Raw genomic sequence first — 26,648 nt, forward strand, 5'->3', positions numbered from 1 at the left:
AACCACTATTCATACGTTTTTTAGCGTTGTACTCACAAAAAATAAATTAGAATTAACTATGATATATTTTTGACTTAGTACTTAGTTTTATAAAACATTGAATTACAACAAGAGTAGCCCGAATTCTTTTATTCAATTAGGTTAAAGTGTAGTTCCCTCTCAAACCGAACCGAAATCTAAATTGATAATTATTTTTATCCTATTTAATTTTAGTGGGTTGTACGACTTTATTCTGCTAAAACAATTAGAAACAATGAAAAGTAAAACCATATTATGAGGAAATTCATGTATCATTTGAGTAAGTAGGTACTGATAGTTTATTTATAATGATTACATTTATTGTTATTAATTTGAGAGGCCTACTTGGTTTAACTTAAGTAGCAATTAACCAGGATATGAAAGTAAAATGCAAACATTGTTTACCGAAAGAAGGGATTGAGGTTCCAGCTTTTTCACTGTCTGATAAGAATAGATTGTTTGAAATAAAACAAGAATCTTCAATTAAAACGGTTAAATTTTTGATGGACAATTATAAATTAAGTCACTTAGAATCTAAATATATTACTGCACACATTAATGATAGATACGGTAAATGTAATCGTTGTAGCTTTAATGATCTTGTCGATGAATATGTAAATTGTCCAAAGTGTGGTGCTTTAAATTTTAACTGGAAAGTAACTAATAAATAACAACGACCCTTGATAAAGGCCTACTACAGTTGGATGAAGGGGAGATGTTAGTTTATTAAAAATATTACATTTATTGTTTTTAATTTAAGAGGGCTATAAGACTCTACTTTACGGCTTTCTTGAATAAACAAAATATTTAATGCTCATGGAAAAATTTATCGAAAGAGTTAAAGAAAATAGTGTAAAGCACTTAAAGTTGGGGATATTAATATCACTTGGATTTTTTTTTATTTTTTGTTTTGCAATTATTCGAATCAAGTATTCTTAAGTTAGAAACAAGATGGATTGCAGTATCAGTTTTACCAATCTTATTATCGTTAATATATTCAGGGAAATTGAAATCGTTTAAAGGATTTGGATTGGAACTTGAGGTTGAACCTTCAAAATTTAACATAGAAAAGAAAGGGGAAAAGTTAAATTACTCTACAAAAGAAAATTTGAAACTACCTTCAGATTATTTTTATATTAATCATACTTCTTTCTTAAGAACAAATAAACAGACTGAATTGCAAAAAACAACAGGACTTGAAGGATATAAACTGTATGACATACAAGTTAAAATATTTTCATATTATACTGGGGCATTAGAAAAAATTGAATACTATTTACATTCAAGTTATGAAAACCCAATTAGAACATCGGTGGATATAAACAATAACTTTTTATTAAAAGAATTAGCATATGGTGAGTATGTTATGTCGGCCAAAGTTTTCATGAAAGATATTGAGTTTCCATTTATTTTAGAAAGATATATTACATTATGGGATTCTGGGCCCAGAATTTAACAACAAAGCACAATAAATAGATCTTAAGATTCAAAAATTTAGCCCACCTTGAAAACATACGGTTTTGGTTACCATGCATGCATTCCCTGAATAGAAATTAGGGTGAGCTTTGAAATTACAATTCTCTTTTTTTATTGTTGAATTCTACTTTGAAACCTAAAGTAATGATTGTGTATGAATAAAAAAGAAAAGAATTGATTTTTAACTTGATTTTTTCTTTTACACTCCTATTTCAATTCTTCTAGGTTTTCATACTGCTTTAAAGCCTCAGGATTTTGTAAAGCATCTGTATTTTTGACCGTTCTGCCGTGGATGACATTCCTTACAGCAATTTCCACCATTTTACCACTTCTGGTTTTAGGTATATCATTAACTTCTATTATTTTAGAAGGAACATGACGAGGAGTGGCATTAGTTCGAATTACCGTTCTTATTTCATTGATTAATGCTTCAGATAAGGATTGGGACTCTTTTAATACAACAAATAATATCACCCGACAGTCATCATTCCATTCTTGTCCTACAGCGATACATTCTTTGATTGCATCTACTTTTAATACTTGTCTATAAATTTCAGCAGTTCCGATACGAACCCCTCCTGGGTTTAAAACGGCATCTGAACGACCATAAATAATCAAGCCGCCATGGGGTGTAATTTCAGCAAAGTCACCTTGTGCCCAAATGTTTTTAAATCTTGAATAGTAAGCGTTATGATATCTTTCCTTATCAGGATCGCTCCAAAAGCCAATTGGCATAGAAGGGAAGGGGTTTCTACAGACAAACTCTCCTTTGCCTTTTTCAAGGTGTTTACCGTTATCATCTACCACATCTAAATCAAATCCTAAACCTTTACATTGTAATTCACCAGCATAAACGGGAAGTGTAGGGTTTCCAGAAGCAAAAGCACCAATCAAATCAGTACCTCCAGAGATAGAAGAAAGTGTAAGATCTTTTTTGAATGTGTTATAAACGTAATGAAAACTCTCCATTGAAAGGGGAGATCCCGTAGAAAGAATCATTCGAAGTTGTTCTAACTTATGTGTTTCGTTAGGAACAATATCCGCTTTTTGCAAAGCCGATAGGTATTTAGCACTTACACCAAAAATAGATATTTTCTCTTCATCAATCAGATCCAATAAATAATTGGGGTTTGGGTAAAAAGGACTTCCATCTAATACAATTAGCGTACAGCCACATGCTAAACCACTGACTAACCAGTTCCACATCATCCATCCACAAGTGGAATAATAGAAAAAAACATCGTTTTCCTTTAGGTCTGTATGTAATAAGTGTTCTTTTTGATGCTCTAATAACACTCCGCCAGCTTTATGTACTATACACTTGGGTTTACCCGTTGTGCCAGAAGAATACATTATAAATAATGGATGATGAAAAGGGAGTTGTACGAAGTCAATCTCTGTCTGTTCATTACTTATGTACTCTTCCCATGTTACCCCAATAGGAATTTCGGAGGCAGTGTGAATATGATCATAGTAATGATATACAATGATTTTTTGGATGGAAGGAATACTTTCTGAAAGTGATTTCAACCTTTCAATGCAAGAGTGGACTTTCCCATTATAACTGTAAGCATTCGCCGAGATTAAAAATTTGGGTTCCACTTGTCCAAACCGATCCAATACCCCTTGATACCCAAAATCGGGACTGCAAGACGTCCAAACTCCTCCAATAGCTGTTGTGGCAAGCATCCCAATAATTGCTTCGAGAGCATTTGGAGTATATCCAGCTACTCGGTCACCAATTTGAAGACCATCTTTTTTGAGTTGATGGGACAGTTGAGCTACTTTTTGGTAAAGTTCTTTGTATGAAATACTGTATTTTCTACCATCTTCTAATCTCCCAACCAGTGCTATTTTATCATCTCTTCTTCTTAAAAGGTTTTGAGCGTAATTCAGTGTTGCATTAGGAAAAAATTGACTTTCAGAGATGTGATCACTAGAAACAAAGTAAGGTGGGTTTCCTTTATTTCCTTCTATTTTTGAAAAGTCCCAAACAGCTGACCAAAAGCCTTCTAAATCATGGATGCTTTCGTCAAACAATTTAAAATAATCGTATTCCTGATTGGGATAATAGGTTTGCTGAAAAGAGTACAGATTTGTTTTAGCAATATGTTCCCTGCTAGGTTTCCATAAAGCCTGAGTGTTATTGTTCATGTGTTATATGTGCAGTTGTGTGTGTTTACTTCCTTGAATTTAGCTATTTAATCTCTTTTTGCACAAAAAAAACGAGAAGTATTTACTTCTCGTTACTGTTTCCTTCAGGAATAATTTTTTCTATCGGATACTTATCAATGTATATTTCAGTGGATATTTTTGATTCTATATTATTATGATCTACTAAGTAGAAAACAATCTCATAATCTCCCACTGTTTTTGATGGAATATTAAATTGACCATGGAAAACATCACCTTCAAAATCGTCATAAATATAAGAAGATCTCCATGCATTTTCGGTGCCTACATCTACCGGGTGAATATCCACTTTTAGGTAACCCAAATCAACATAGTTCAATTGAGCCGTTACTTCAAGAAACTGAGCTGTTTCGTCATATGGTTTTACGCTTGTATTCAACTCATGAATATTCATTAAATTTTGTTGAACCTTCTCTTCAGGGAGTGCACATGAATAAATGACACTTGAAGCAAAAATAAAAGCGAATATATATATTAATTTCTCTCGTAAAATTCTTTTCATATAAATCAACCTAAATAATTAGTTGAATTGTTCTTCAACACAATACAATCTCTACACAAATTTTATTTCTATATACAATGAGCCACTTTATTTTTTAAAGGTTGGAGTTTAATTGTTAATATTTAATGATGAAAAGTTAATTATACTTAAGCTTCAATTTTTTAGGGATAAAGTGAAGTTTTGACACCAACTATATGCTTTAATAATTAGCTTCCATCATCTTTTTGCTGCGAGTTGCTCTTAACAATGAGATATAAATTACAGCAGGTAAAATACATCTATCATTTGGATTTCCTTTGATATTGTCGGTCATTCCTTCCTCTACTAAAATTTCAAAAGGAAGTGAAGACATTCCTGTATTCTCTAAACCTAATGCTTTATCATTCAGACCTTGTATTAGCTTTTTTTCTAGCTTTACGCTACTAGAGTTTGAATGGTAAGGTATTTCCAACTGATTGAGCAGATGAAGTAATATCTGATTGTAAGGTACTTTTTCCTCCCTTAATAACCCTGCGATTGTTGTATTGGCAAGTATTTGTAGTTCGTGTCCAATTCTGTTTGAATATTTAAAGTAATCTTCTTCAAAGACAAGTGCCTCGATAGAATGAAGTAATCTACTCCTCTTTCTTACGGATTGATCTTGTTCAAAACACAAAATATTAAATAAAATACCCAGCTGTTCGTTTGTACATTCTCCTAAAAACTGTAAATCTTTGTCCAATACCTTCGACATTACTTCCATTATATTTTTCGATAATTACTTCTGACCTATTTAATATACTGAATGAGGCTTAGAGGAGATGTTTTTGTTTGGGTTTGTTGTAGTAGGTTAACGTCTAATTACATCATTTAAGGGCTTTTATCTAAAGGAATGCGAATAGTTAAGATGAAAATCATTACACAGTGAAATATGTTTCTTCAACTTTCATTCGACCTTTCTGCAAACTTTTATAGGATCAACTTTCAAGTTGCCTTCTTCTTCATTTTTGTCTTAACACAAAAACGAAGCAAAAAAGTCAAGGCTTTGAAATCAAAAGCTAAATTCCATTGGCGCGAATGTTAAGCGATAGCGACATTCGTGTCCTGTAAATCATCAGAAATCTCCTGATTTCTAAAAACCACAAATAGCCGAGAACATAGTTTACAGCGTGCCGCGATCAGCAACAAAAAAACCGTTACCAAAAGGCAACGGCTTTTTTTGTTTTCATATTTACCTATTATTATAGCTCATATAGACATTATAATTTTATCTTATACCAAGCAGTGGCTTCCTTCACTGCAAAGTTTACTTCTTCGTCTTGGTCATAGAATCTGAATTGTTGCATTGGTGATGCCAAATCAGTGTCTACCCATTCTAATTTTTTATCATCAGTTGCAATTTTCTCAAAGAAGTTTTTAGTGTATTGCGGTAAAACACAACCATCTGAGTGGATCATTAAAGTGGCTGTATTTAGTTTTTCAGCATAAGGCATTGGATCAAGTGTCAACCAATCTTCCCAACTCATGACTGCAAATTTGTCGTTACTCCACTCTTTCACTGCACCACGTTCAGGGTTCAAGTAGTAATCGAAAGGACCATACATTGCCGCACTTGGGTTGGTTGTAGAGATCGTTTCAATATAATCTACTTTACCTTCTGATTTATACTTGTTTTTTGATTTTTGTGCCGCTGTGATTTTAGCATTTACGCCCTCTTCACCACCGTAGAAAAGTTTCACTGCTTCACCATCTTGTAACCATGAAGCAGCAGTTACAACGGCTTTGATTCTTTGATCTTCAGCAGCAGCCATCAGCGTATACATTGATCCAGCACATACGGCAAAAGTACCTATTTTGGATTCATCTACCTCTGGCAATGTTTCAAGATACGTCACGGCATTTTTGATGTCTTCCACTTTCATGGTAGGGTTTTCCCAGAAACGAGGTTCTCCTTCACTTTCACCATAGTTTCTGAAGTCAAATGTCAAGGTGATAAATCCATTGTCCGCTAATTTTTGAGCATACAAACCTGCCATTTGTTCTTTGACTGTAGTCCAGCTTCCTGCTACTATAATTGTAGGATAACTTTTACCTTTTTGATACCCTTCAGGATAATACAGGTTTCCAACCAATTTCAAACCTTCACTTTTAAAAACTACTTTTTCAAAAGCATCACTTTTTCCTTTAAGCACTTTAGGTTTAATGTCTTTTGAAAAAGCTGTAAGACTGATAAATAAGCCAAAGATGAGTGTTAATGTTCTTAATTTCATTTTGTTGTTCAATTAAAATTAGATGTATAAAATTGATAATTATTTTAGTCAGCGTATTGTAGTGACATACGAGTGATTTTGTCGTTTTCATCCCACCAGAAGTGATAGTGAACTACCCAAGAGAGCCAGTTTACTTCGGCTTTAGCATACCTTTCACCACTTTCTAAAGTTTCTCGGTATCTAAATGTGTCACCACTAGCAATCACTTCCCGTAAGGCCCATGCTCTAACGTTCTCTCTTCCAGTGATCTCTCTTGAGACATCAAGAATAGAAATTTCCTCAGCAAAAGCGTACATATAGGTGTCAATGTCCTCGCTATTTGCACCTGTTTGATAAGCGAGTATGGCAGGTGGAATGTCCCCATCTTCTGTTGATACTATGTCCTCGATAATTTCCTCTTGTTGTGCTACAACATCATTATTATCACATGAATAACTGAAGAACCCTAGGAAGAATAGGAGTAGTAATTTCGTTTTCATAATAGTTTATTGTTTGTACATGCAATTAAAATGTTTTTCATTTTTTGAACATTACAAATGTAAGGAGAGGCGTATGGAGTGTTATTTTGATTTCAAACCAATGAGTATGAATTTCAAAGAAAGCATAAATCACTACATTGTAAACTAAATTATCGTCAACTTACAATAGATCTTTCTACAAGCATTAATAGGATATACTTTCAAGTTACCTTCTTCTTCATTTTTCCATTGATGAAAAACGAAGCAAAAAATCTAGGCTTAGAAGTCAAAAGCTAAATTTCATTCCTTTCGCCTATTGAAAGGATAACTCGATCAAAACTTTATCGTTTTGAGATACTCAAACAGCAAAATCATTTTTAACGGCTCGATCCATGAAATTCTTAACGCTTTTCCCTTCAAGGCCGGAAGTAGAACTACAAAACTAAAAAAGTCGTAATTCCACTAGCGCTAATGTTAAGCGATAGCGTCATTAGTGCCCATAGATCAAAAGAAATCTCCTGATTTCTAAAAACTACAAATAGTTGAAAATTTAGTTTACAATGCACTTATTTACTAACAACTCCTATTATTTTCTTTCACCCCAACTAACTTCAATGAGGATATACTATCTTTGCAGGCTTTTGTCTAGGTACATTCCTATATTGCAAATAAAAACATATCCTTCTATGAAAAGTCAAATTCCATCTTTAGATCAAATCAAAAAGCATCTTGGTTTTGAAAGCTTCAATACGATCCAAAATGAAACTATTGAAAAATCAAAAACACATAATGAATTAATCTTACTTTCTCCTACAGGTTCTGGTAAAACATTGGCGTTTTTATTACCTCTAATTGAAAAATTAAATTTTGATTTAAAAGAGGTGCAATGTGTGATTATTGCTCCATCAAGGGAATTGGCATTACAGATTGAAGGTGTATTTAAAAGTATGGGAACACCATTTTCTATTAATAGTGTATATGGTGGACACTCGTTCAAAATAGAAGAAAAAAATCTATCTAATCCCCCTCATGTATTAGTGGGAACTCCAGGGAGGTTAGCAGATCATATTGACAAAGAAACTTTTGACTTCAGTTGTGTTGAGTATTTGATATTGGATGAATTTGATAAGGCATTAGAGTTTGGATTTCAAAATGATATGGAATTTATCATTGAAGAATTAAGGTCTATACATTACAAAATGCTGACCTCTGCGACAGAAAGTGATGAAATTCCGGATTTTGTAAAAATGCAAAATCCTGAAATCCTGAATCATTTGGGTGGGCAACTTCCTCCAAAATTAGAATTAAAATTTGTGCAAGCAGATGGAGTGGATAAATTGGCTGTTCTTTTCAAATTAATTTGTAAAGTGGCTTCAGAACCTACTTTAATTTTCTGTAATCATAGAGCTGCGGTTGACAGGATAGGAGAGCATTTAAAAGAAAATAATATTCCTCATGAATCTTTCCATGGCGGAATGGATCAGGAACAGCGAGAAAGAGCTTTAACAAAATTCAGAAATGGTTCTGTTCATGTATTTTTAACAACTGATTTAGCCGCAAGAGGTCTGGATATTCCTTCCATCAAACATGTTATTCACTATCAATTGCCTCCGAAAGAGGATGCATTTATTCATAGAAATGGAAGAACGGCGAGGATGGATAAAGAAGGTGTTACATACCTTGTGATGTCTTCAGAAGACGAGTTTCCGGAATACATCGAAAATACTCCAACCCATTTAGCGTTACCGGCTATTGATCAAATGCCTGAACTTCCGGTATGGGAAACGCTCTATATTAGTGGAGGAAAGAAGAATAAAATCAACAAAATTGATATTGTAGGACTTCTAGCAAAAAAAGGGAAGTTGCAGAAAGAAGAAATAGGATTGATAGAAGTGAAAGATTTTATGTCGTTTGTTGCAGTGAGTAGACCGAAGGCAAAAAAGGTAGCAGAAATCGTAAATAAGGAAAAAGTAAAAAGGCTGAAAATAAGGGTTGCAATAGCAAAATAACGGTTTTGGCATGATTCTATACTAGAGTAGTGCAGTATTTAATCTAACTGTATGACTGAGTCAATAAGCTCAGAAAATAAACTACTATTACTATGAATCAAACGAGTACCTTATTGTTGGGTATAGCATTAGCGATCATTATGCTTGGTATGGGATTATCGCTTGTACCCAACGATTTTAAACGAATTCTTAAAAAGCCTTGGGCAGTACTGATAGGATTGGTATTACAAATTGTTTGTTTGCCGATCATCGCTTTTGGAATTGCTTATTATTTAGCATTGCCTTCTTTCATCGCATTAGGCTTAATTATTCTGGCAGCATGTCCGGGTGGACCGACTTCCAATTTAATCACGCATTTAGCCAATGGAGATACAGCTTTGTCAGTAACGTTGACAGCAGTAAGTAGTTTTGCGACTATCGTTACAATTCCTTTTGTGATCAATCTTGGATCTTCTTTTTTCTTGAGTCAAGATCAAACAATTTTATTGGATGTGCCTGACACGATCAAGAAAATTTTAATTGTAAGTATTATCCCAATCATTTTGGGAATGAGCATCCGTAAATTCTTACCGAGTTTTGCTAATAAAATGGCGAAGCCTACAAGAATTGCTTCAGCGGTGATCCTTGTCGTAATGATTGTAGGTATTGTTGTAAAAGAGCGAAACAATGTGGTTGCTTATTTTGCACAAGCAGGTTTGGCAACGTTGCTTTTAAATGTTTGTACAATGGGATTGGGTTATGTTGTCGCTCGTTTAGCACAATTAAAAACACCACAAGCGACTTCAATTGCGATTGAAACGGGTATTCAAAATGGAACAATGGCCATTACAATTGCTATTGGAATCATGGGAAGAGTGGACCTATCAATTGCAGCAGGCGTTTACTCATTGATTATGTTTTTTACTTCTGGAGCGATAATCTTTATCTTCTCAAAGAAAAATAAAGCGGAAGAGTCACTAGATTTTTCGGAATCTAAATAAATCTCAATAGCAAAAGAATAGCCCTATGATATTCGTATCATAGGGCTATTTTTATGTATTTTTACCAAAAAAAGTTATGGCAGATAGAAGAGAAGTTAGAGCGGAAGAGCTTACATTAGCAAAGCATCTTATCCAATTAGGAGGCGAAAACCCAGAGGAATTTGAATTACCCATGATGGTAGATGATTATGAAAATGCGGTTATGGGGAGTATCAATTTTACACCACCTGAAAAGTCGCCTTACAAAGCAGATATCGTTCAAGTAGTTTACAGAGATATTGATAATATTCCTGTGGTGATTACATTGACAAAAAATGAAAACAATGAAATACTAGATATGGACTTCTGGAAAAAGGATTTTTCAAAATTACAGCAATATCCAAAACCTGAGGAAGTTCAAGTCTTTACTAATAATGGTTTGGTTTAAAGGGTATTAGTGATTGTTGGGTAGGTATTATTAAAAAAATATCACTGAATGATGCATCTTTTTCAATTTTGAACGTCTACAATTCAAAAAGCTAGAATATGAATACAAAAGATATTTGGAATAATTTTCATCATGAACTGGAAGGTTTCATTACTTCAAAAGTAAATGAGAAGGATGAGGTACAGGATATTCTTCAAGATGTCTTTATAAAGATTCATGAGAAAAAAGCTTTATTGAAAGATGAACAACAATTAGAGAGTTGGATTTATCAGATTACAAGAAATTCAATTATCGATTTTTATAGAAAAAGAAAAAGCAATCAGACTTTTGATGTTGATCAAGTGGATTTGCCTCAAGAATTTAACGGTTCTGATTCAAACCTTCAAGCATGTGAAGCTTGTGTAAAGCCATTTATTTTGCAGTTGCCAGAAAAATATCAAGACGTTTTGATGAAGGTAACTTACCATAGAGTTTCACAAAAAGAGTATGCACATCAACATCAGCTTTCTTATTCGGCGGTGAAATCAAGAGTGCAAAGAGGGAGAGAACAATTAAAACAGTCTTTCGAAACTTGCTGTACTCAAGTAGATGATGGTTTTGGTAATATTACATTTGATTGTAAATCAGGTAATTGCAATTAATATTCAAATTAAGTCATTTTTTTTGCGTCCTTTTTAAAAAGTCTCGTCTATAAGGGTGAAAACAAGTTAATCACTTTTTAATCCCATAATAAGATGAACGAAAAAGATATCAAATGCGCAGAAAATACAAAATGTACTTGTGATTGTAACTGCTGCAACTGCAGTCAAACTGAAGAGTCAGGTTGCAAGTGTACATCATCTGATGCTGACTGCTGCTAATTACTTGAATTAATAGTAAGATATAAGCCCATAAGAAATGTTTATCATGTTTCTTATGGGCTTATTGTTTATTATTGAATTACTGCTTCAATTGGGCTTCAAAATCAGCCATAAATGCTGAAAGCACAAACGGATCTAAGCTAGAATGATCAAATGTGATTGATAATGGAATCAACAACTGATCACCTTGTTGGTAACGCTTGCCAAAATAGAAGTAAGGCCTTGCTGAGTCCAAAGCAGAGGCATGTAATTGAAAACTTGTGAATTGAAGATTGGGTAAGTTGCCAATAAAATGTGCAGTGGCCCAAACCATCACCGGTAGAGGTGCGAAATCTCCATCTCTATTAAAAGCATAATCCAAACACTTCTTATAGTTTTTGAAATAGGTTTCAATAGTGGATTGTGCAGGATCTTCAACTATAATTTCCGTAAATCGTGTTTCGCCGCCTACCGCAATAGGAGAAAATACAGGAAGATTATCAAAAACATACCATTCATCTTCGATTTTTCGATATCTGAAATAAGGATGCTTTTTCATCGTTTCTACCAAAGTCCACATTAAATAAGCAGTGAAAGAGGCTCCCTCATATTGTTTGAGGTTTTCTTGATAGTATTGATATCCCTCTGTAATGTCTACTTGTAGGGTCATTTGTAGATTAGGCTCTCTTACTATTTCTTTTTGGTGAAAAAAATCCAACGACCATTGTTCATAAGAACTTACCTCGTCCATTTTTATCTTTCTTCCACCGTATTTTTGGAGTAATTCTTCTTTTTCCATTTTGATCAATTTAGGCCGTAAAGATGTTTAAATTTTATGGTAATTTATACTTTAAAACATGGAATAAATCTAAATGGAGATTGAATATTGAAACAAAAAAAGAGTCATATTGATCAATTCAACATGACTCTCTTTTGTTATAATTTATATTGATTAATTACCTGTATATACATGTGTTTGTGGCACTTCTTGCAATGGATTTGCAGATTGGTTTAGACCAAAATGAACACCTACTAATATAACACCTAATGTACCGATAATTACTGTAGCTCCTTTGATAATGTCTAAAATATCATTCATAGTATAGATTCTTTTTTATTGATAAAGAGTTGTTTTTTATATTTTAACAAACGGTGATTCTATACTTGAGTTCAATACATTTTAGAGTATTAACATATTGCGTTTTCAATACAAAATTAATTGTTTTTAAAGGCAGTAGTACTGTAAAATGGTTTACCAGAAGTTGTAATACCTTCAATTTCTACTTGATATTCTGTCGCTTTATCATCAGTAAAGAAAGTGACGTTGGCTTTTCCATTTTCATCAAAAACAACGTTTGGTTCCCATAAGAGCGTAATTCTATGATCTGGCTTGGCGTGCTCATCGCTTTGAACATCGTATTTGGGTTGGTAGAATGTTCTACTAGTATAGAAACCCGGTGATGTAATATTATCAAGCCCTTTTACGACATAAGAACCGCCTCCGCCTTGTCTTGTATAAATTGCAATTACGCCGTTGATTGCATTACTAGTGTAAATGCTTCCTTCTGACATATCTAAGACATCAATAAAACCAACTTCACTCATGGACATTGATTGTAAAAGAGTGATGTCAATTTGAAATCCATCGAGTACCACTGGAATATCGGAATCATTGGATACAACAGCTTCTCCATTGTCATCAAATGAGCCTCCACCTGCCGACAACATTCCTGAACGACGAAGAACTTGAGCTGTTTTCATTTCTTGATTTAAAAACTCCCAAACGGTTAAACCTGAGGCGTAGCCTAAAGAGTCAGTGACAAATCTTGCATTATAATTGGAGTGAAGTTTGGAGGCATGACTAAACTCTTCCGGTTCAGCTTCATCTACGATTTCCACTTCGTCCAAAATGATCGTTTTGGTATTAAAAGCCCTATCAATTTTTTCAATGTTGAGAATTTCTTTTTCAAACTGAGCTAATGAATTCCCTTTTGGAAGAATCGCTTTTTTCTCTTCAACTGGGAAGGTAACAGGTGGTTCAAGTTCAAAAATTGATATTTTGACTGAATTATTATTCGTTACCTTTTTTCTTTTCTCATTGTATTTTTTTGCTTGGAAAATAAAGTTAGTTGAATCAAAAAATACCATTCCAGTAAAAGTAAATCCACCTTGGTTATCCGTCAGTACTGATTCATGAATTAACTTTTTATCCAATGAAGTCATTGTAATCTCTGACTGCTGATATTTCTTTTCATTCCAGAAATTACTCGTTCTACCTCTTACCGAAATACCTGGTTCAGGGATAAATTTGAGTTGTAAACTATCTTTTGCTTCTTCAATCCAATCAATTTTACGGTAGCCTTGCGTCAGCATTAAGTCATCAAGTGCATAATCTTTTTGAGTATCAAAATTGTGGAAGTACCAAGTAGGATTTTCAATATTTCCTTTCAACTCGTTAGACAAGATTAATTGGGCAATGATATTATTTTTTTTCTGTGATACATCTACCAATTTTTGATCGACAATGGCCAATGAAGCGTCACCATTGATAGGTGTACCTTTTTCGTCTTTAAGGTCGATGGTTAATTCTACTTTCTCACGTTTTTTGTAGTTCTGCTGATCCATTTGAATGTTAACATCTTGAGGATCATAATGGAAAACAACCCTTTCTACAACAGGTTTTAATTCTTTATTCAATAACGTAAGTTTTATAATGCCATTGTTGACATCTTCTAAAGGCATCTTGATTGGGATGAGCTTTTTGCCGGCAGGGCATTCCCACGAGTAAATAATTTTATTATCAGTAGAAGCGAGTAAGTAACCTCCATTTTCTAGTGCTTTATCACTGGAGATGACTTTTACATATAAATCATTTCTTTTGACGACAAATAAAGTAGTACCTTCTTTAGTCGATTTTGGTAATGCATATCTTGTGGGCGACTTTTCATTTGCATCACGATCGAGAATGGCATAATAATGATCTCCTTCTTCTGCATGAATAAAAAAGTTACTCATACCCAATTCATTACCATGCACTTCCGTGATTAGCTTATCTTCTTGATTGTAAACCTTGGCGTTGAATTGTTCTCCATAACCGTTCTGATTTACAAGTTTAACACCTATTTTGGTTGATAGCCCTTGAATGAACTGTCCACTTTCTGGGAAAAATTGTAAATCATAACGTTGCTTTCGATTTAAAACTTGTTCATTGGTAGTTCCATCTTCAAATACAGGTGTTTCTACTCTTAAAGAGTCTGGATTGATTTGATAAACGTGAATTTCCTGATTGAAAAATGTACTATCACCGAAATTCCTCATCCAATTTGTATACGCACGAAGACGGTATCTACCTTCCTCTAAATCAGTTCTTAATTTAAAGTCTCCATTACTGTATTCACCATTACCGTAAATTTTTCTTTCGTCAATAATTTCTCCAGTAGGAGAGATCAATTCTACTTGAACAGCTTTACTCCATTGATCATTTGAAAGGGAGGAGGCTTTTCTGAGGTATACTTTGAACCATAAATTTTCACCAGCCATATAATAGGGCTTATCTGTGTGAACATAAATGGCGTCATTGGTTTTCAACCGGTTGTTGGTGTTGATCACTTTTATCAATTGGTCAATGCTTGAGATTTCTTCCCAACTAATGAGAAAAAAACAAGGGATAAGAATAAAAAGTGTCAGTCGTAATAATTTCATTTTAGTAGTCATGTTTAGTTTGTTATTTGAGAGTAATTATTTATTACTATTTAGATTTCACTTAATCTAACCAAAAATAGATGAATGATTGATCTTTTCAAATTTATTGGGGATTAGTCCTCAAAAATGAAGTAAAGTAATAGTAGAAATTTCCTGATTTCTAAATGTCATAAATATATGTAAACTAAATTATCGTTAACTTTCAGTCAGCTTTTCTACAAGTAATTATGGGATCTACTTTCAAGCTTCCTTCTTCTTCATTTTTGTCTTGAAACAAAAACGAAGCAAAAAATTCAAGGCTTAGAAGTCAAAAGCTAAATTCCATTTCACTCGCCTAAATGATTTTAAACTCGCTGCGCTCAAACAGCAAAATCATTTTTAACGGCTCGCTACATGGAATTCTTAACGCTTTTCCCTTCAAGGCCAAGGGAAGTATTACTAAACTAAAAGAGTAGAAAGCTCACTGGCGCGAATGTTAAGCGTTAGCGTCATTCGTGTCCTTAAGATCATCAGAAATCTCCTGATTTCTGAATACTATAATTAACGATAATTTAGTTTACAATAGTGCTATTGTTTGAAATAAAAAAGGCTGCCTTGAAACCTAATATTCAAGACAGCCTTTCAATAAAATGATATTGAATGATTGACGAATTTCTTCGCTCTATTTCATTAACTCTTCAACAGCTTTGCGAAGTTGTTGGTCAACTCCTTCCACTACAACATCTTTATCTTGAGCGATTTTTACATCAGGCTCAATTTGTTGATTTTCAAGGAAGTTTCCATTCATATCTTTCACACCCACTTGCGGGATACCAAATACCAACGATGGATCTTGCAATCTTTCCCACCAAACGGCAGTCATCGTACCAGGAACAGGCATACCGATAATTTTACCAATTCCTAAAGTTTTGTACGCATAAGGGAAAGCGTGTGCATCAGAATAATTACCCTCTGAAGCTAAAACAGCAGAAGGTTTAGTCCATTTATTGATAGGTTCAGTGCCAAACTTCTGATTATTTGGAGCAAATTGAGCATAGACTTTTCCACTTAAGAAAGTAACTAGATCATCATGTAGCCATCCACCACCATTGAAGCGAGTGTCTACGATTAAGGCTTCCTTATTGTAATTTTTACCCAATGCTTCTGAGTAAACAGTTCTGAAAGAAGAACTATTCATTCCTCTGACGTGAACATAACCAATTTTACCATTTGAAGCCTCTTCTGTTTCCTTTTCTCTCTGTTTTACCCATCTTTTGTAAAGTAAATTGCTTAAAGCACCTTGAGAGATAGGTTTAACTTCCGTTTTGATCACTTTATTTTTAGTTGGATCTAAAATCGTAAGGTAAGTAGAAGTTCCTCTTTTGTGATTCAATAATTGGAAATAATCTTGACCTGCAACGATTTTTTGACCATCAATTTCAGTGATAATCATCCCTGCCTTAACCTCTTCATCAATTTTTGTCAACGGGCTACCTTCAATCACTTCAAGAATCTCTAATCCATCATTTTGGTATTCAGGATTATAGAATGCACCTAAATTGGCAGTTTGATCACCATTACGGCTAGAAGCATAATAACGACATCCGGTATGAGAACCATTGAGTTCACCTAACATTTCACTCAACATTTCTGAGTAGTCGTAATTGTTAGAGATATAAGGTAAGAACTTCGCATAAGAAGTTTTGTAGTACGCCCAATCTAAACCATGGATATTAGAATCGTAAAACTTCTTTTTGACTTGCCTCCAAACATGATCAAACATGTATTCTCTTTCAGCAGCATGATCTAAATAATAAGATGCAGCATATGAAATACTCTTTCTTTTATTTGACTTTACGTCCATTTTGGCAAATTTGCCATTCGTGACAAAGAAGATATTTTTGTGGTCTTTATCGAACTGTAAGTTACCTCCGTAACCTGATAATTTTAAGACTAATTTTGTCTCATTTTTACGAATATCTTTTGACCATAGATCATATCCACCTTCAAAACGTGACATGTAGAAAAGCTTGCTGCCATCTTTGGTCAACAACATATCAGAAGTGAAAGACGAATTGATTGTCAATCGTAAAATACGATCTTTTAAACCATCAAAATCAATTACTAAAGCTTCTTCTTTGTCATCTTCCTTTTTATCATCCTCTTTCTTCTTCTTCTTTTTAGAATCGTCTTCTTTGTCTTCCTTCTCTTTCTTTTTTGCTTCTTTACGTGCTTCTTCTAGAAGTTCAAACTCTTCTTTAGAAAGTTGGAATTCATCATAAGCTTCTTTTGTTAAGAAAATAGCGAAAACATCATCTTCAGCACCCCAGCTACCATGACTTCTGAAACCATAACGGTCATTTGAAAAAATGATGGCTTTACCGTCCATAGCAAACTTTGGTTGACCACTGTTGTAACCACTTTCCGTAAGGTTGATGATATTTTGATCACCTTTCGCATCCACTAAGGCAATGTCTGAACTTGTCCATTGATTAGGAGAATATTGAACGACAAACCATTTACCGTCAGGTGACCAATCATAAGCTTGATCTCCATCAGAATAAGAATAATTATACGTACCTGGAAGAATCACTCTTTCCTTTTTCGTATCAAGATTAATTACTTTCAAAGTAGTTCTCTCTTCCAAGAAAGCGATTTCATCTCCTTTTGGAGACCACATAGGTTGGAATTCTTCTTCTGCTTTGTCAGTAACCACTTTTTCTACAAATGATGAAGCAGAAACAAAATAAAGGTCTTCTTCATTTTCAATTTCAGAAGTATAGATATTCCACGAGTCATTTCTCTCACCAGCATATACTAATTTTCTGCCATCAGGAGAGAAGCTTACCGAACGTTCTTGTTCAGGTGTTTTTGTGATTTGAACTGTAGTGTTGTAATCTACTGAAGTGACAAAAACATCTCCTCTTAAGATAAATGCCATTTCTTTTCCATTAGGTGAAACAGCAATTTGATTACCACCACTTGATTTTCTTTCGAAAGTGACATTATTGACTTTTGAATCATTCAGAATTTCAATCTTTACTTTTTGTGGTTTTTCACCCTTTACGAAAGTATAGATCTCACCATCATAACCAAAACACATTTTTCCATCTTCAGCAACCGTTAAGAAGCGAATAGGGTGTTTGTCAAAAGAAGTCAATCTTTCTTTGTTACTACCGTCTAGTTTTGTTGTCCAAATGTTAAATGAACCTTCCTCTTCACTGAGGTAAACAATTGTTTGATTATCTTTATAAAACTGAGGGTATTGGTCTTCACCTTTAAAAGTCGAGATTTGTTGGTGTTTATTCGATGCTACATCGTAAACCCAAATATCTCTTGTTACTGATGAAGTATGGTGCTTTCTCCAATTATCTTCATACCCTTTTACATCTTGATAAAGAATTGTTTTTTGATCCTTGCTGTAAGTAGCATTAACCGCCGAAGTACTTAGAATTTGTTCAGGTCTTCCGCCTTTTACTGCAATGCTGTACAACTCTGGTAACCTCGCATAAGGAAACTGAGCACTTTTTTGATCGTCTAAAATCGTAGCTGTGTATAAAACAGCTTTGCCATCAGGAGTGAAAGATGATGGAATTTCTTTGTTTGAATGATAGGTTAATCGTTGAGGAGCACCGCCTTCAGCATTCATGACAAATACATCAAAATTACCAAAACGGTCCGATGCAAAGGCAATTTGTTTGCTGTCAGGACTCCATACAGGAGAAAAATCATGTGCAACATGATGGGTGATAGCTTGTGCTTTACCTCCATCAGTAGGTACTACATATAAGTCACCTTGATAAGAGAACGCGATTTTTGAACCGTCAGGCGAGATGGAAGGATAGCGCATCCATAATGGAGATTGCGCAAAAGTAGATAGCCCTAAAAGACAAATTAGGGCAAAACTGAATAGTCTTTTCATAAATTGAATTGATTAAAAATTTATTTATAGTTTGTTTGATTGACACTGACGTGAACTTAATAAAAAAATAGAAAGGAAATAATAAATTGAGTGGTTTTATGTATCATAGGATCAAAATTTATGCAATATAGTTGCAAAAAGGTCAATTATTGTATTTTCAACATCTCTTAAAATAAGATAAATCAACTTTTTTTTAAGATTATTTTTCGCTCATTAAATTCTTCCTGCTCTAAATCTAAAATAAAATAGATAATCCCAAGATAGTCAATCATATAGCATCCCGAAGGTAATGTAAACTATGTTATAAGTAATTAAAAGTACAGGTGTTACAATACAGAAAATCAATATGATAAGGTAGTGTATGCCTTGTTTTTATAAAAGTTAAAATGCTTTCAAATACAAAAAACCTTTCTTAGAATTGTATTAGCAAATAACATAAAGCACAACCTAATTTTATTATTTAAACCTAGTTCAAACATTAATATGAGATACATCATCTTATAACACGCTAAACTTTCGATTCACTTTGTCTAGTGAAGTAATCTAAAGAAAATAATATTGTATTCATCCAAGATGAATGAAAGCCTCTTATGGTAAGAGCAATTTGGAATGTTTTTAACAAGAAGAACATTTGTATTCAGTAGATCTGTCGAATTGAGTAATTAATTCACTTTTCAGTTTCCACTATATCGGATAGTTGGGCCTTTTCTTTGGAAGCCTACCTATTTCTTTTACGGTATAACAAAATAGACGTTCATTTATATTAGAATGAACCCTTAATTTGTATGTCAAAAAAATCAGTGGAATAAACTGCCCATAATCAGTGCATTGGGAGGTCTGATACCTGTGTTCAATATATATATCCAATCAATCAATTATTAACTTAACATGAAAAAAAGAGTACTTTATTTTCTCTTTCTTTTCTTGGGGGTGGTTGTTACAGCCTTTTCTCAGGAAAGAACAATTAAAGGTGTCATTCGTGATGCCAATGGGGAGACCCTTCCTGGTGCCACTGTAATGGTCGAAGGAACGACAAATGGTTCAGTATCAGACTTTGATGGTAATTACACTGTTTCTGCTACTTCTAATGAAGCAGTTTTAGTGGTTCGCCTTATTGGTTACAAAACACAGAATGTTACTATTGGTTCGAAGTCTGTAATTGACTTTACAATGGAGGAGGATGTGGAACAATTAGAAGAAGTAGTTGTTACTGCATTAGGGATTGAAAAAGACAAAAAGTCATTAGGTTACTCTGTATCAGAGGTAAAAGGTGATGACTTAAAAGGTGCAGATACTGGCGTTTTGAACAACCTTAACGGTAAAGTTGCAGGTGTACAAGTCAATACTTCTTCAGGAGCACCTGGTGCATCTTCTCGTATTACTATCCGTGGTAATTCCTCTTTAACAGGTAATAACCAACCGTTATTCGTAATTGATGGTGTGCCAATGGACAACACATACAACTCTGGTAATACATCAAGTGGAGGTACTGACTTTGGATCTCCAATCAACGATATTAACCCTGATGACATTGAATCAATGTCGGTATTAAAAGGCCCTAACGCAGCCGCTTTGTATGGTTCTAGAGCACAAAATGGTGCTATTGTAATCACTACAAAATCAGGTAAAGGATCTCAAGGATTGGGCGTTTCATTGTCCAATACAACCACTTTCCAAAAGCCTTTAGTTTTACCGAATTACCAAAACGAGTATGGTCAGGGTTTAAATGGTCAATTCTCATTTTCTGATGGTAAAAATGGTGGTACTTATGATGGGGTAGACGAATCTTGGGGACCTCGTTTGGATGCAGGTTTAATGATCCCTCAGTTTTACTCTAATGGAGAGCCAGTGCCGTGGGTTTCTAATCCAGACAATGTGAAAGACTTTTTCGAAACTGGGCATGTTTCCACTACCAACTTGTCAGTTCAAAATGCCACTGATAAATCTAATGTTCGTTTCTCATTGATGTACTCAGACCAAGACGGTATGGTGCCAAATACAGGTCTTGAAAACTACTCTTCTTCATTAAATTTTGGACACAAAATCACAGATAAGTTACAGTTAGACACTAAAGTAACGTATTCAAGAAGAGCATCAGACAACTTACCTCAGCAGGGTTATGGTGAAAACAACGTAATGCAACAATTTGTGTGGTTCGGTCGTCAAGTAGATACAAATCTATTGAAGGATTATAAAAAAGCAGATGGTACGCCTTACAACTGGAACTACAACTACCATGACAACCCGTATTGGATCCTGAATGAAAACACCAACTCTCAATTAAGAGACCGTGTGAATGGCTATGCTTCATTAAAGTGGAACATCACTGATTACTTGAATTTTAAAGTAAAAGGGGGTACGGACTTGTATACAGAAAACCGTATGTCTAAGTCAGCAATGTACTCTGTCAATGATCCTGATGGTGGTTTTTATGAATCGAACTACTTTGTGAATGAAACCAACTTCGATTTCTTATTCTCCTTCTCAAAAGATTTTGGTAGAGATTGGAATGTGAATGCTAATTTCGGTGGTAATAACATGTACAGAGTGTATAAGTCGAATTCAATGGAAGCCTTTGGTCTAGCCTCTCCTGGTGTTTATACTCCAGCCAACGCGACAGGACAGGTAGAATCTCAAACCTATTTCGAAGAGAAAATTATCAATTCATTATACGGTACCGCTTCAGTAGGATTCAGAGACTACTTATTCGCAGATGTGACTTTACGTAATGATTGGTCGTCTACGTTACCGATCCAAAATAATTCGTTTATGTACCCATCCATCAACCTTTCTTATGTATTCTCTGAGCATATTGATCTTCCTTCTTGGATTACACAAGGTAAAATTAGAGGTGGATGGGCAGAGGTAGGTAACGATACTGATCCTTACAACACCATGAACGTCTATACAAGTGGGTTGCCTTATAATGGTTATCCAATGTTTAAATATGAAACGACACAAGCCAACCCAGATCTAAGATCTGAAAGAACACAATCTTGGGAAGTTGGTTTAGATATGGGCTTTTTTAATAACCGTTTAGGTTTTGAAGCGGCTTATTATGAAAAGTCAACGTATGATCAAATTGTTCCAGCCGACGTATCTGCCGCTTCAGGGTATAGATATACTTACATCAACGCGGGACAAATTGATAACAAAGGTTTTGAATTGATGGTATTTGCTACACCAGTTCAAACAGATGAAGTGACTTGGGATGTATCTTTCAACTTCTCAAAAAATAAAAACACTGTCGTTGAATTAGCTGATGGGGTTGATTCATTTATCTTAGGTGATTTCTGGGGACTTTCAACAGAAGCGAGACCGGGTGAAGAATTAGGTACTTTCTACGGTTATGCTTATCAAAGAGATGATGCGGGCAATGTGATGGTCGATGAAAATGGCTTCCCAATGAAGACAGAAGAAAAAGTAAAATTAGGTTCTATCAACCCTGATTGGAGAGGCGGTATCCGAAACTCTGTTTCTTACAAAAACTTTACATTATCAGCTTTAATTGATATTTCAGTGGGTGGAGATATCTTCTCAGTGACGAATATGTTTGGTGAATATGCTGGTGTGTTAGATGTAACAGCCATGAACCGTGAAGCAGGCCGAGTAACAGAAGGCGTTGGTGTGGATGGAAATCCAAACACTAAAGTAGTGTCTACACAAGATTATTATCAATCGCTTTACGGAATTCACGAGGAGTATTTATACGATGCAACCTATGTAAAACTTGCGGAGTTATCGATTGCTTATAATATTCCATCTACATTCACGAAGAAATATGGTATCAAAGGAATGAGCGTTGCATTTGTAGGAAATAACCTTTGGATGATTCATAAAAATGCTCCAAATATTGATCCTCAAGCAGGTTTCGGTTCTAGTTTATCAGGTCAAGGTTTTGAATTCGGACAGTTACCATCACCACAAAGCTTTGGTTTTGATATCAAGATGAAATTCTAATACATCATTCCTGACGAGTAGCATTATCTAAATAAAGTTGGGGGATTTTTCCCTCAACCACAATTTGAATAAAAATGAAAAAATCAATTATATATATAGCATCCATCCTAATGACTTTGGGCATGACATCATGTTTCAAAAACTTTGAGGAGATGCAAATGAACCCTAATTACCCTACAGACGTAAATCCGGGAAACTTATTTGCCAACGCCACATTTTCAAGAATAGGTGGTGTGTATGGTGTGCAAGCCGAAGATTTCAATATGACAGCAAGTGGTCTTTGGGCACAACACTTTGGTAAGATCCAATACATTGACGAGGATTATTATGAATACAGATCTAATGTGATCGATTTGTACTGGAAATACATGTATTCAGGTTCTTCGTCAAACGGTACAGCTTCTTTGTACGATTTGGAATTGGCTATCATGAAAATTCGTGAATTAAAAGAGGCTTTACAAGCAGAAGCAAACCCTGATGTAAAAGCCATTGCGGATGCTGAAGCGATGGAAGGTGCAATGTTGGTGGTTCGTACTTACCTTTTCTCTGTAATGACTGACGTATGGGGTGATATTCCTTATTCTGAAGCATTAAAAACAGTTGCATTAGGTTATGAATCAACCATTACTCAACCAAAGTATGACGCACAGAAAGATATCTACAACGATCTATTTAATCGCCTTGAGGAAGCAAATGAATTATTATCCAATGGGGGTAAAATTGAGCCACAATCGGATATGATTTATGGAGGTGATACTCAAAAGTGGCAAAAATTTGCGAACTCTTTAGCGGCTAGACTATACATCCATATCTCAAAAGTGGATGCATCGACTGCAGCAAGTGGTTTGGATTTGATTTTTGGCAACCCAGGAAAATATCCTGTTTTTACATCCATTGAGGATGATGCTATGTTGACGTATGCAGGTACTCAACCTTATGAGCATCCCTTCTTTGAAAACTATGTACGCGATGCTCGTGATGATCATGCCATTTCATATACTATGATTGATATGATGAAAAAAAGAAAAGATGCTCGTATGTATATTTTTGCGACACCAACATCATCATCAATTGCGTTGTTTGACTCAACTGGGAATACGGCAGATATTCAATATGATGGTATCGAAAATGGTAAGCCGAAAGGAGAAGAGTTTAAAATTGCTGACATCTCAAGAATCGGTGTCTTGTATAGAGGTACAGCCAACAGTGTATCGCATATTATGTCATATTCGGAGTTGGAATTTATTAGAGCTGAAGCAGCTGCATTATTAAATGTAGGGAGTGCTGGTGATGCTAAAACAGCTTACGAAAAAGGAATTCATGCTTCTTTTGAAAGTCAGTATAAATTGGCTGATCAATACGGTATCAGAACAGCTTCTTTTGTAGCTCAAAATGGTGCAACTACTTTTTCAGAACGAGTAGTTACTGAAGAGGATGGAACTGAGATTGAAATTTCGTTAGCGAACCTTGAAGACCACTATAAAAGAACGTTGGAAACTGATGCCGTTGCTTGGAATGCTGGTAAAGCTGCACAGTTGATCGCAGAACAAAAGTTCATTTCGATTTTCACAAATGGCCCTGAAGCATTTACAGAAGTTCGTCGTACCAATTTCCCTCAACTTACTTTTGTAAGAGGTGGTACACAATACAAAGGTTTAGGTTTACCGTACCGTTTTCCATACGCGATTTCAGAACAAACTACAAACGGTGCTAATTGGGCTCCTGCAGCAGAAGGTATCACAAACACCATGTACGGTAAAACACTTTGGTGGAATACAAAAGCCTTTGACAACTATAGAATATTAAATAATTAGTAGTATAGATTAGATTTTAATTCATAAAATTATGAATTGGAACTTAAAGTTAGATTTAAAGAACCATCCATTCGGGTGGTTCTTTTTCTTTTTGATTTTTTCTCTCGCTTATTAGAAAGATAACTCTGTAAAACATTATGTACAGTAATAAAACATCACTTGTTTTGTAATACATTAAACTGTAAATTGAAATTGTCTTTCAACAATCTAAAAGCAAACTTAAAGAGAGTTGAGACTACATTTTACTATTGTATAAATGCCATGTTATGATATATATATAATGTGACATGGTGTTTATTGAATGTTACCACACATATGAGAGAAAAACTATGAGAACAAACTTAATTACCTCAATTCTAATATTATTTTCATTTCAAATTAACGCTCAATCTTTAGACAAAAAAATAGAGAACTTATTGGAATTAGATGGGACTATAAGAAATATTGAAAATCTAATAACCCAAACAATAGATTATCAAAAACAAAATAATTTTGGAATTTCAGATAATTATTGGGAAGCTTTGGGACAAAAAGTAACAGAGAAGTCACTAAAAGAATTTAAATCGTTAGTTAAACCAATATACTTTAATAATTACACTGAAGCAGAAATTGATAACCTTATAACCTTTTACAGTTCTCAAACGGGAAAATTAGTTATTGAAAAACAACCAATTATAATCGAGGAATTAAGTTTACCATTAATGCAATGGTCTCAAAATTTAGGATCCTTAGTTATTGAGGAAATTGAAAATAGAGGTGAAAATGAATCAACCTCTGACGAAAAAGAAAAGTTTAAAACCGAATTTAAAGATAAATACGGTTTACAAATACTTAATCTTACTGACCTTGCTATTGATAAAGAAAATAATATCGGAGACTTATTAATTGATTTTGGAAAAACAGATGGCAAAAATGACATAACTAAAATTATTCGAGTTAGAAATAATTCAGGAGAGGAAATTGAATTTCAAAATCCAAAATTTTTTAGCAACGAAGTCATAAAGTTTGATTTAGGTAACAAACCTCTAGGAGTTGGAAAAACTAGGGATTTGAAAATAACTTTAATCGCTGATTTAGCAGAAAACAAGAGTTATTCAATATCGGGTATTAATTATAATAATGGAGATAGAATCCGATTCGGAATTAAATATGATGCGCCTCCAAAGGAAATAAGTTATGAAATTTCTGATAAAAAAATGAAGTTTAAAAAACTACAGCAAGACTTTTCTAAGCCCTATGTTTTTATCCTAAAAAATACTGGTAAAAAAGATTTTTATATTTCTGATATACAATTAGATAATCAGATTGCATATTTGAGTTGGAACAAAGAAACTATTAAACCAAATGATAAAACTGAAATCAGAGTAGTTTTTTCAAAACAATTAATTGCAAAACAGATAAATACAAACCCTAATTTGAAACTGAAAGTCGATTTAACGAAAGGTGAAAAGGGAGGGTTTTCAAACTATGTAAATAAATCAATTGAATTAATTATCGAATAAAACGTGTGGAAACATCAACTAAACTCCAATCACGGTTGACGCAACCGTTCACGAGTTTAGCCATCAAGTTGTGCTTAATAAGAAAAAATTGATGGGATATTACTTAAAAGCGTTTATCGGACAGAAAGAGAGTTTAGCTCCCATTAGGAATAAATACTCTAATTCAAAGTTGGTTGACTTAACCGATAAAATTTCAATGATTCCAATAACGGATGAGCTGTTTGATGAGATTAACCAGATGGAAAATTCTTCTGAAATATCTTCATTTGAGTTTTTGACAAAAAACATAGAAAATAAAACTCTTGACCTAATTGGAAATAAAAAATTGGCCTATTTCGAATCTGAATTTTTTGGTGGTCAAGGTGGACACATTGGACTGATATGGGTAAATGGAAAAAGAGAATTTATAGGAGAATTTAGAAAAGACACTTTGAACAAAATACTTAAGAAATTAGGTGTAATAAAAAATGGGAATCAAGATGAGTTCGAAACTGTTGGGCTTGATAGACATAGAAATACTGAAGATTGGATAGACTAAAGAAATACTAAGCACAATAATGAGTAAAATGTCCATAGTGGTTAAACGCTACTACGCCTAGTATATAATGTGATATAGTG

At 34.2% G+C, this 26,648-nt stretch carries 19 protein-coding genes; 10 read left to right on the forward strand and 9 right to left on the reverse strand.

The features are described 5' to 3' along the window. The first annotated feature begins 395 nt into the window (after positions 1 to 395). Together IC221_RS24000 and IC221_RS24005 are read left to right on the forward strand one after the other, a co-directional pair. Positions 396 to 689, forward strand: a complete 294-nt coding sequence (locus IC221_RS24000) for a hypothetical protein (protein ID WP_188171381.1) — start codon at positions 396 to 398, stop codon at positions 687 to 689. 239 nt (positions 690 to 928) lie between these two features. Then, entirely contained in the window at positions 929 to 1,474 is a 546-nt protein-coding gene (locus tag IC221_RS24005; protein WP_188171382.1) for a pYEATS domain-containing protein, read from the forward strand. A gap of 227 nt (positions 1,475 to 1,701) precedes the next feature. On the opposite strand, the gene IC221_RS24010 is transcribed toward IC221_RS24005, so the two are convergent. From IC221_RS24010 to IC221_RS24030, 5 genes are all read right to left on the reverse strand, one after another. Next, entirely contained in the window at positions 1,702 to 3,648 is a 1,947-nt protein-coding gene (locus IC221_RS24010; protein ID WP_188171383.1) for an acetoacetate--CoA ligase, read from the reverse strand. 82 nt (positions 3,649 to 3,730) lie between these two features. Beyond that, positions 3,731 to 4,189: a hypothetical protein gene (locus tag IC221_RS24015; RefSeq protein WP_188171384.1), complete on the reverse strand. Its 459-nt coding sequence runs from the start codon at positions 4,187 to 4,189 to the stop codon at positions 3,731 to 3,733. A 199-nt stretch (positions 4,190 to 4,388) separates the two neighbouring features. Next, positions 4,389 to 4,922 (reverse strand): DUF3944 domain-containing protein, encoded by a 534-nt coding sequence (locus tag IC221_RS24020; protein ID WP_188171385.1) that lies wholly within the window; start codon positions 4,920 to 4,922, stop codon positions 4,389 to 4,391. A 505-nt stretch (positions 4,923 to 5,427) separates the two neighbouring features. Next, on the reverse strand, positions 5,428 to 6,438 hold the full coding sequence (locus IC221_RS24025) for an alpha/beta hydrolase (RefSeq protein WP_188171386.1): 1,011 nt from the start codon (positions 6,436 to 6,438) through the stop codon (positions 5,428 to 5,430). A 44-nt stretch (positions 6,439 to 6,482) separates the two neighbouring features. Beyond that, a complete protein-coding gene (locus IC221_RS24030) occupies positions 6,483 to 6,917 on the reverse strand; it encodes a nuclear transport factor 2 family protein (RefSeq protein ID WP_188171387.1) in 435 nt (144 codons plus the stop codon). A 665-nt stretch (positions 6,918 to 7,582) separates the two neighbouring features. Between IC221_RS24030 and IC221_RS24035 the strand changes: the two genes are divergently transcribed. From IC221_RS24035 to IC221_RS24050, 4 genes are all read left to right on the forward strand, one after another. Continuing rightward, positions 7,583 to 8,905 carry a DEAD/DEAH box helicase gene (locus tag IC221_RS24035; protein ID WP_188171388.1) on the forward strand — a complete coding sequence of 441 codons (1,323 nt, stop codon included), beginning with the start codon at positions 7,583 to 7,585 and terminating at the stop codon, positions 8,903 to 8,905. A 92-nt stretch (positions 8,906 to 8,997) separates the two neighbouring features. Next, on the forward strand, positions 8,998 to 9,885 hold the full coding sequence (locus IC221_RS24040; protein WP_188171389.1) for a bile acid:sodium symporter family protein: 888 nt from the start codon (positions 8,998 to 9,000) through the stop codon (positions 9,883 to 9,885). A gap of 76 nt (positions 9,886 to 9,961) precedes the next feature. Continuing rightward, on the forward strand, positions 9,962 to 10,312 hold the full coding sequence (locus tag IC221_RS24045) for a hypothetical protein (protein WP_188171390.1): 351 nt from the start codon (positions 9,962 to 9,964) through the stop codon (positions 10,310 to 10,312). Between the two features lie 98 nt (positions 10,313 to 10,410). After that, positions 10,411 to 10,953 carry a sigma-70 family RNA polymerase sigma factor gene (locus tag IC221_RS24050; RefSeq protein ID WP_188171391.1) on the forward strand — a complete coding sequence of 181 codons (543 nt, stop codon included), beginning with the start codon at positions 10,411 to 10,413 and terminating at the stop codon, positions 10,951 to 10,953. A gap of 298 nt (positions 10,954 to 11,251) precedes the next feature. Here the strand turns inward: IC221_RS24050 and IC221_RS24055 are convergent, their stop codons facing one another. The 4 genes from IC221_RS24055 to IC221_RS24070 form a co-directional block, all read right to left on the reverse strand. Beyond that, positions 11,252 to 11,950, reverse strand: a complete 699-nt coding sequence (locus tag IC221_RS24055; protein ID WP_044212845.1) for a CatA-like O-acetyltransferase — start codon at positions 11,948 to 11,950, stop codon at positions 11,252 to 11,254. 153 nt (positions 11,951 to 12,103) lie between these two features. Beyond that, positions 12,104 to 12,250 (reverse strand): hypothetical protein, encoded by a 147-nt coding sequence (locus IC221_RS24060; protein WP_188171392.1) that lies wholly within the window; start codon positions 12,248 to 12,250, stop codon positions 12,104 to 12,106. A 116-nt stretch (positions 12,251 to 12,366) separates the two neighbouring features. Continuing rightward, entirely contained in the window at positions 12,367 to 14,853 is a 2,487-nt protein-coding gene (locus IC221_RS24065) for a hypothetical protein (protein WP_188171393.1), read from the reverse strand. 661 nt (positions 14,854 to 15,514) lie between these two features. Further along, positions 15,515 to 18,754, reverse strand: coding sequence for a S41 family peptidase (locus IC221_RS24070; protein ID WP_188171394.1), 3,240 nt, complete (start codon positions 18,752 to 18,754; stop codon positions 15,515 to 15,517). Positions 18,755 to 19,642: 888 nt separating this feature from the next. On the opposite strand from IC221_RS24070, the gene IC221_RS24075 reads away from it, so the two are divergent. The 4 genes from IC221_RS24075 (at position 19,643) to IC221_RS24090 (ending at position 26,568) form a co-directional block, all read left to right on the forward strand. Next, the gene (locus tag IC221_RS24075; RefSeq protein WP_188171395.1) at positions 19,643 to 22,714 is read left to right on the forward strand and encodes a SusC/RagA family TonB-linked outer membrane protein; all 3,072 of its coding nucleotides are present in this window, start codon (positions 19,643 to 19,645) and stop codon (positions 22,712 to 22,714) included. A gap of 74 nt (positions 22,715 to 22,788) precedes the next feature. Next, positions 22,789 to 24,528, forward strand: a complete 1,740-nt coding sequence (locus IC221_RS24080; protein ID WP_188171396.1) for a SusD/RagB family nutrient-binding outer membrane lipoprotein — start codon at positions 22,789 to 22,791, stop codon at positions 24,526 to 24,528. A 329-nt stretch (positions 24,529 to 24,857) separates the two neighbouring features. Beyond that, complete coding sequence (locus tag IC221_RS24085; RefSeq protein WP_188171397.1) at positions 24,858 to 26,030, forward strand: DUF1573 domain-containing protein; 1,173 nt, start codon at positions 24,858 to 24,860, stop codon at positions 26,028 to 26,030. A gap of 91 nt (positions 26,031 to 26,121) precedes the next feature. Further along, the gene (locus IC221_RS24090) at positions 26,122 to 26,568 is read left to right on the forward strand and encodes a hypothetical protein (RefSeq protein WP_188171398.1); all 447 of its coding nucleotides are present in this window, start codon (positions 26,122 to 26,124) and stop codon (positions 26,566 to 26,568) included. The last annotated feature ends 80 nt before the right edge of the window (positions 26,569 to 26,648 follow it).

Origin of the sequence: Flammeovirga sp. EKP202 (assembly GCF_014534745.1) — a bacterium.
Lineage (GTDB): Bacteria > Bacteroidota > Bacteroidia > Cytophagales > Flammeovirgaceae > Flammeovirga.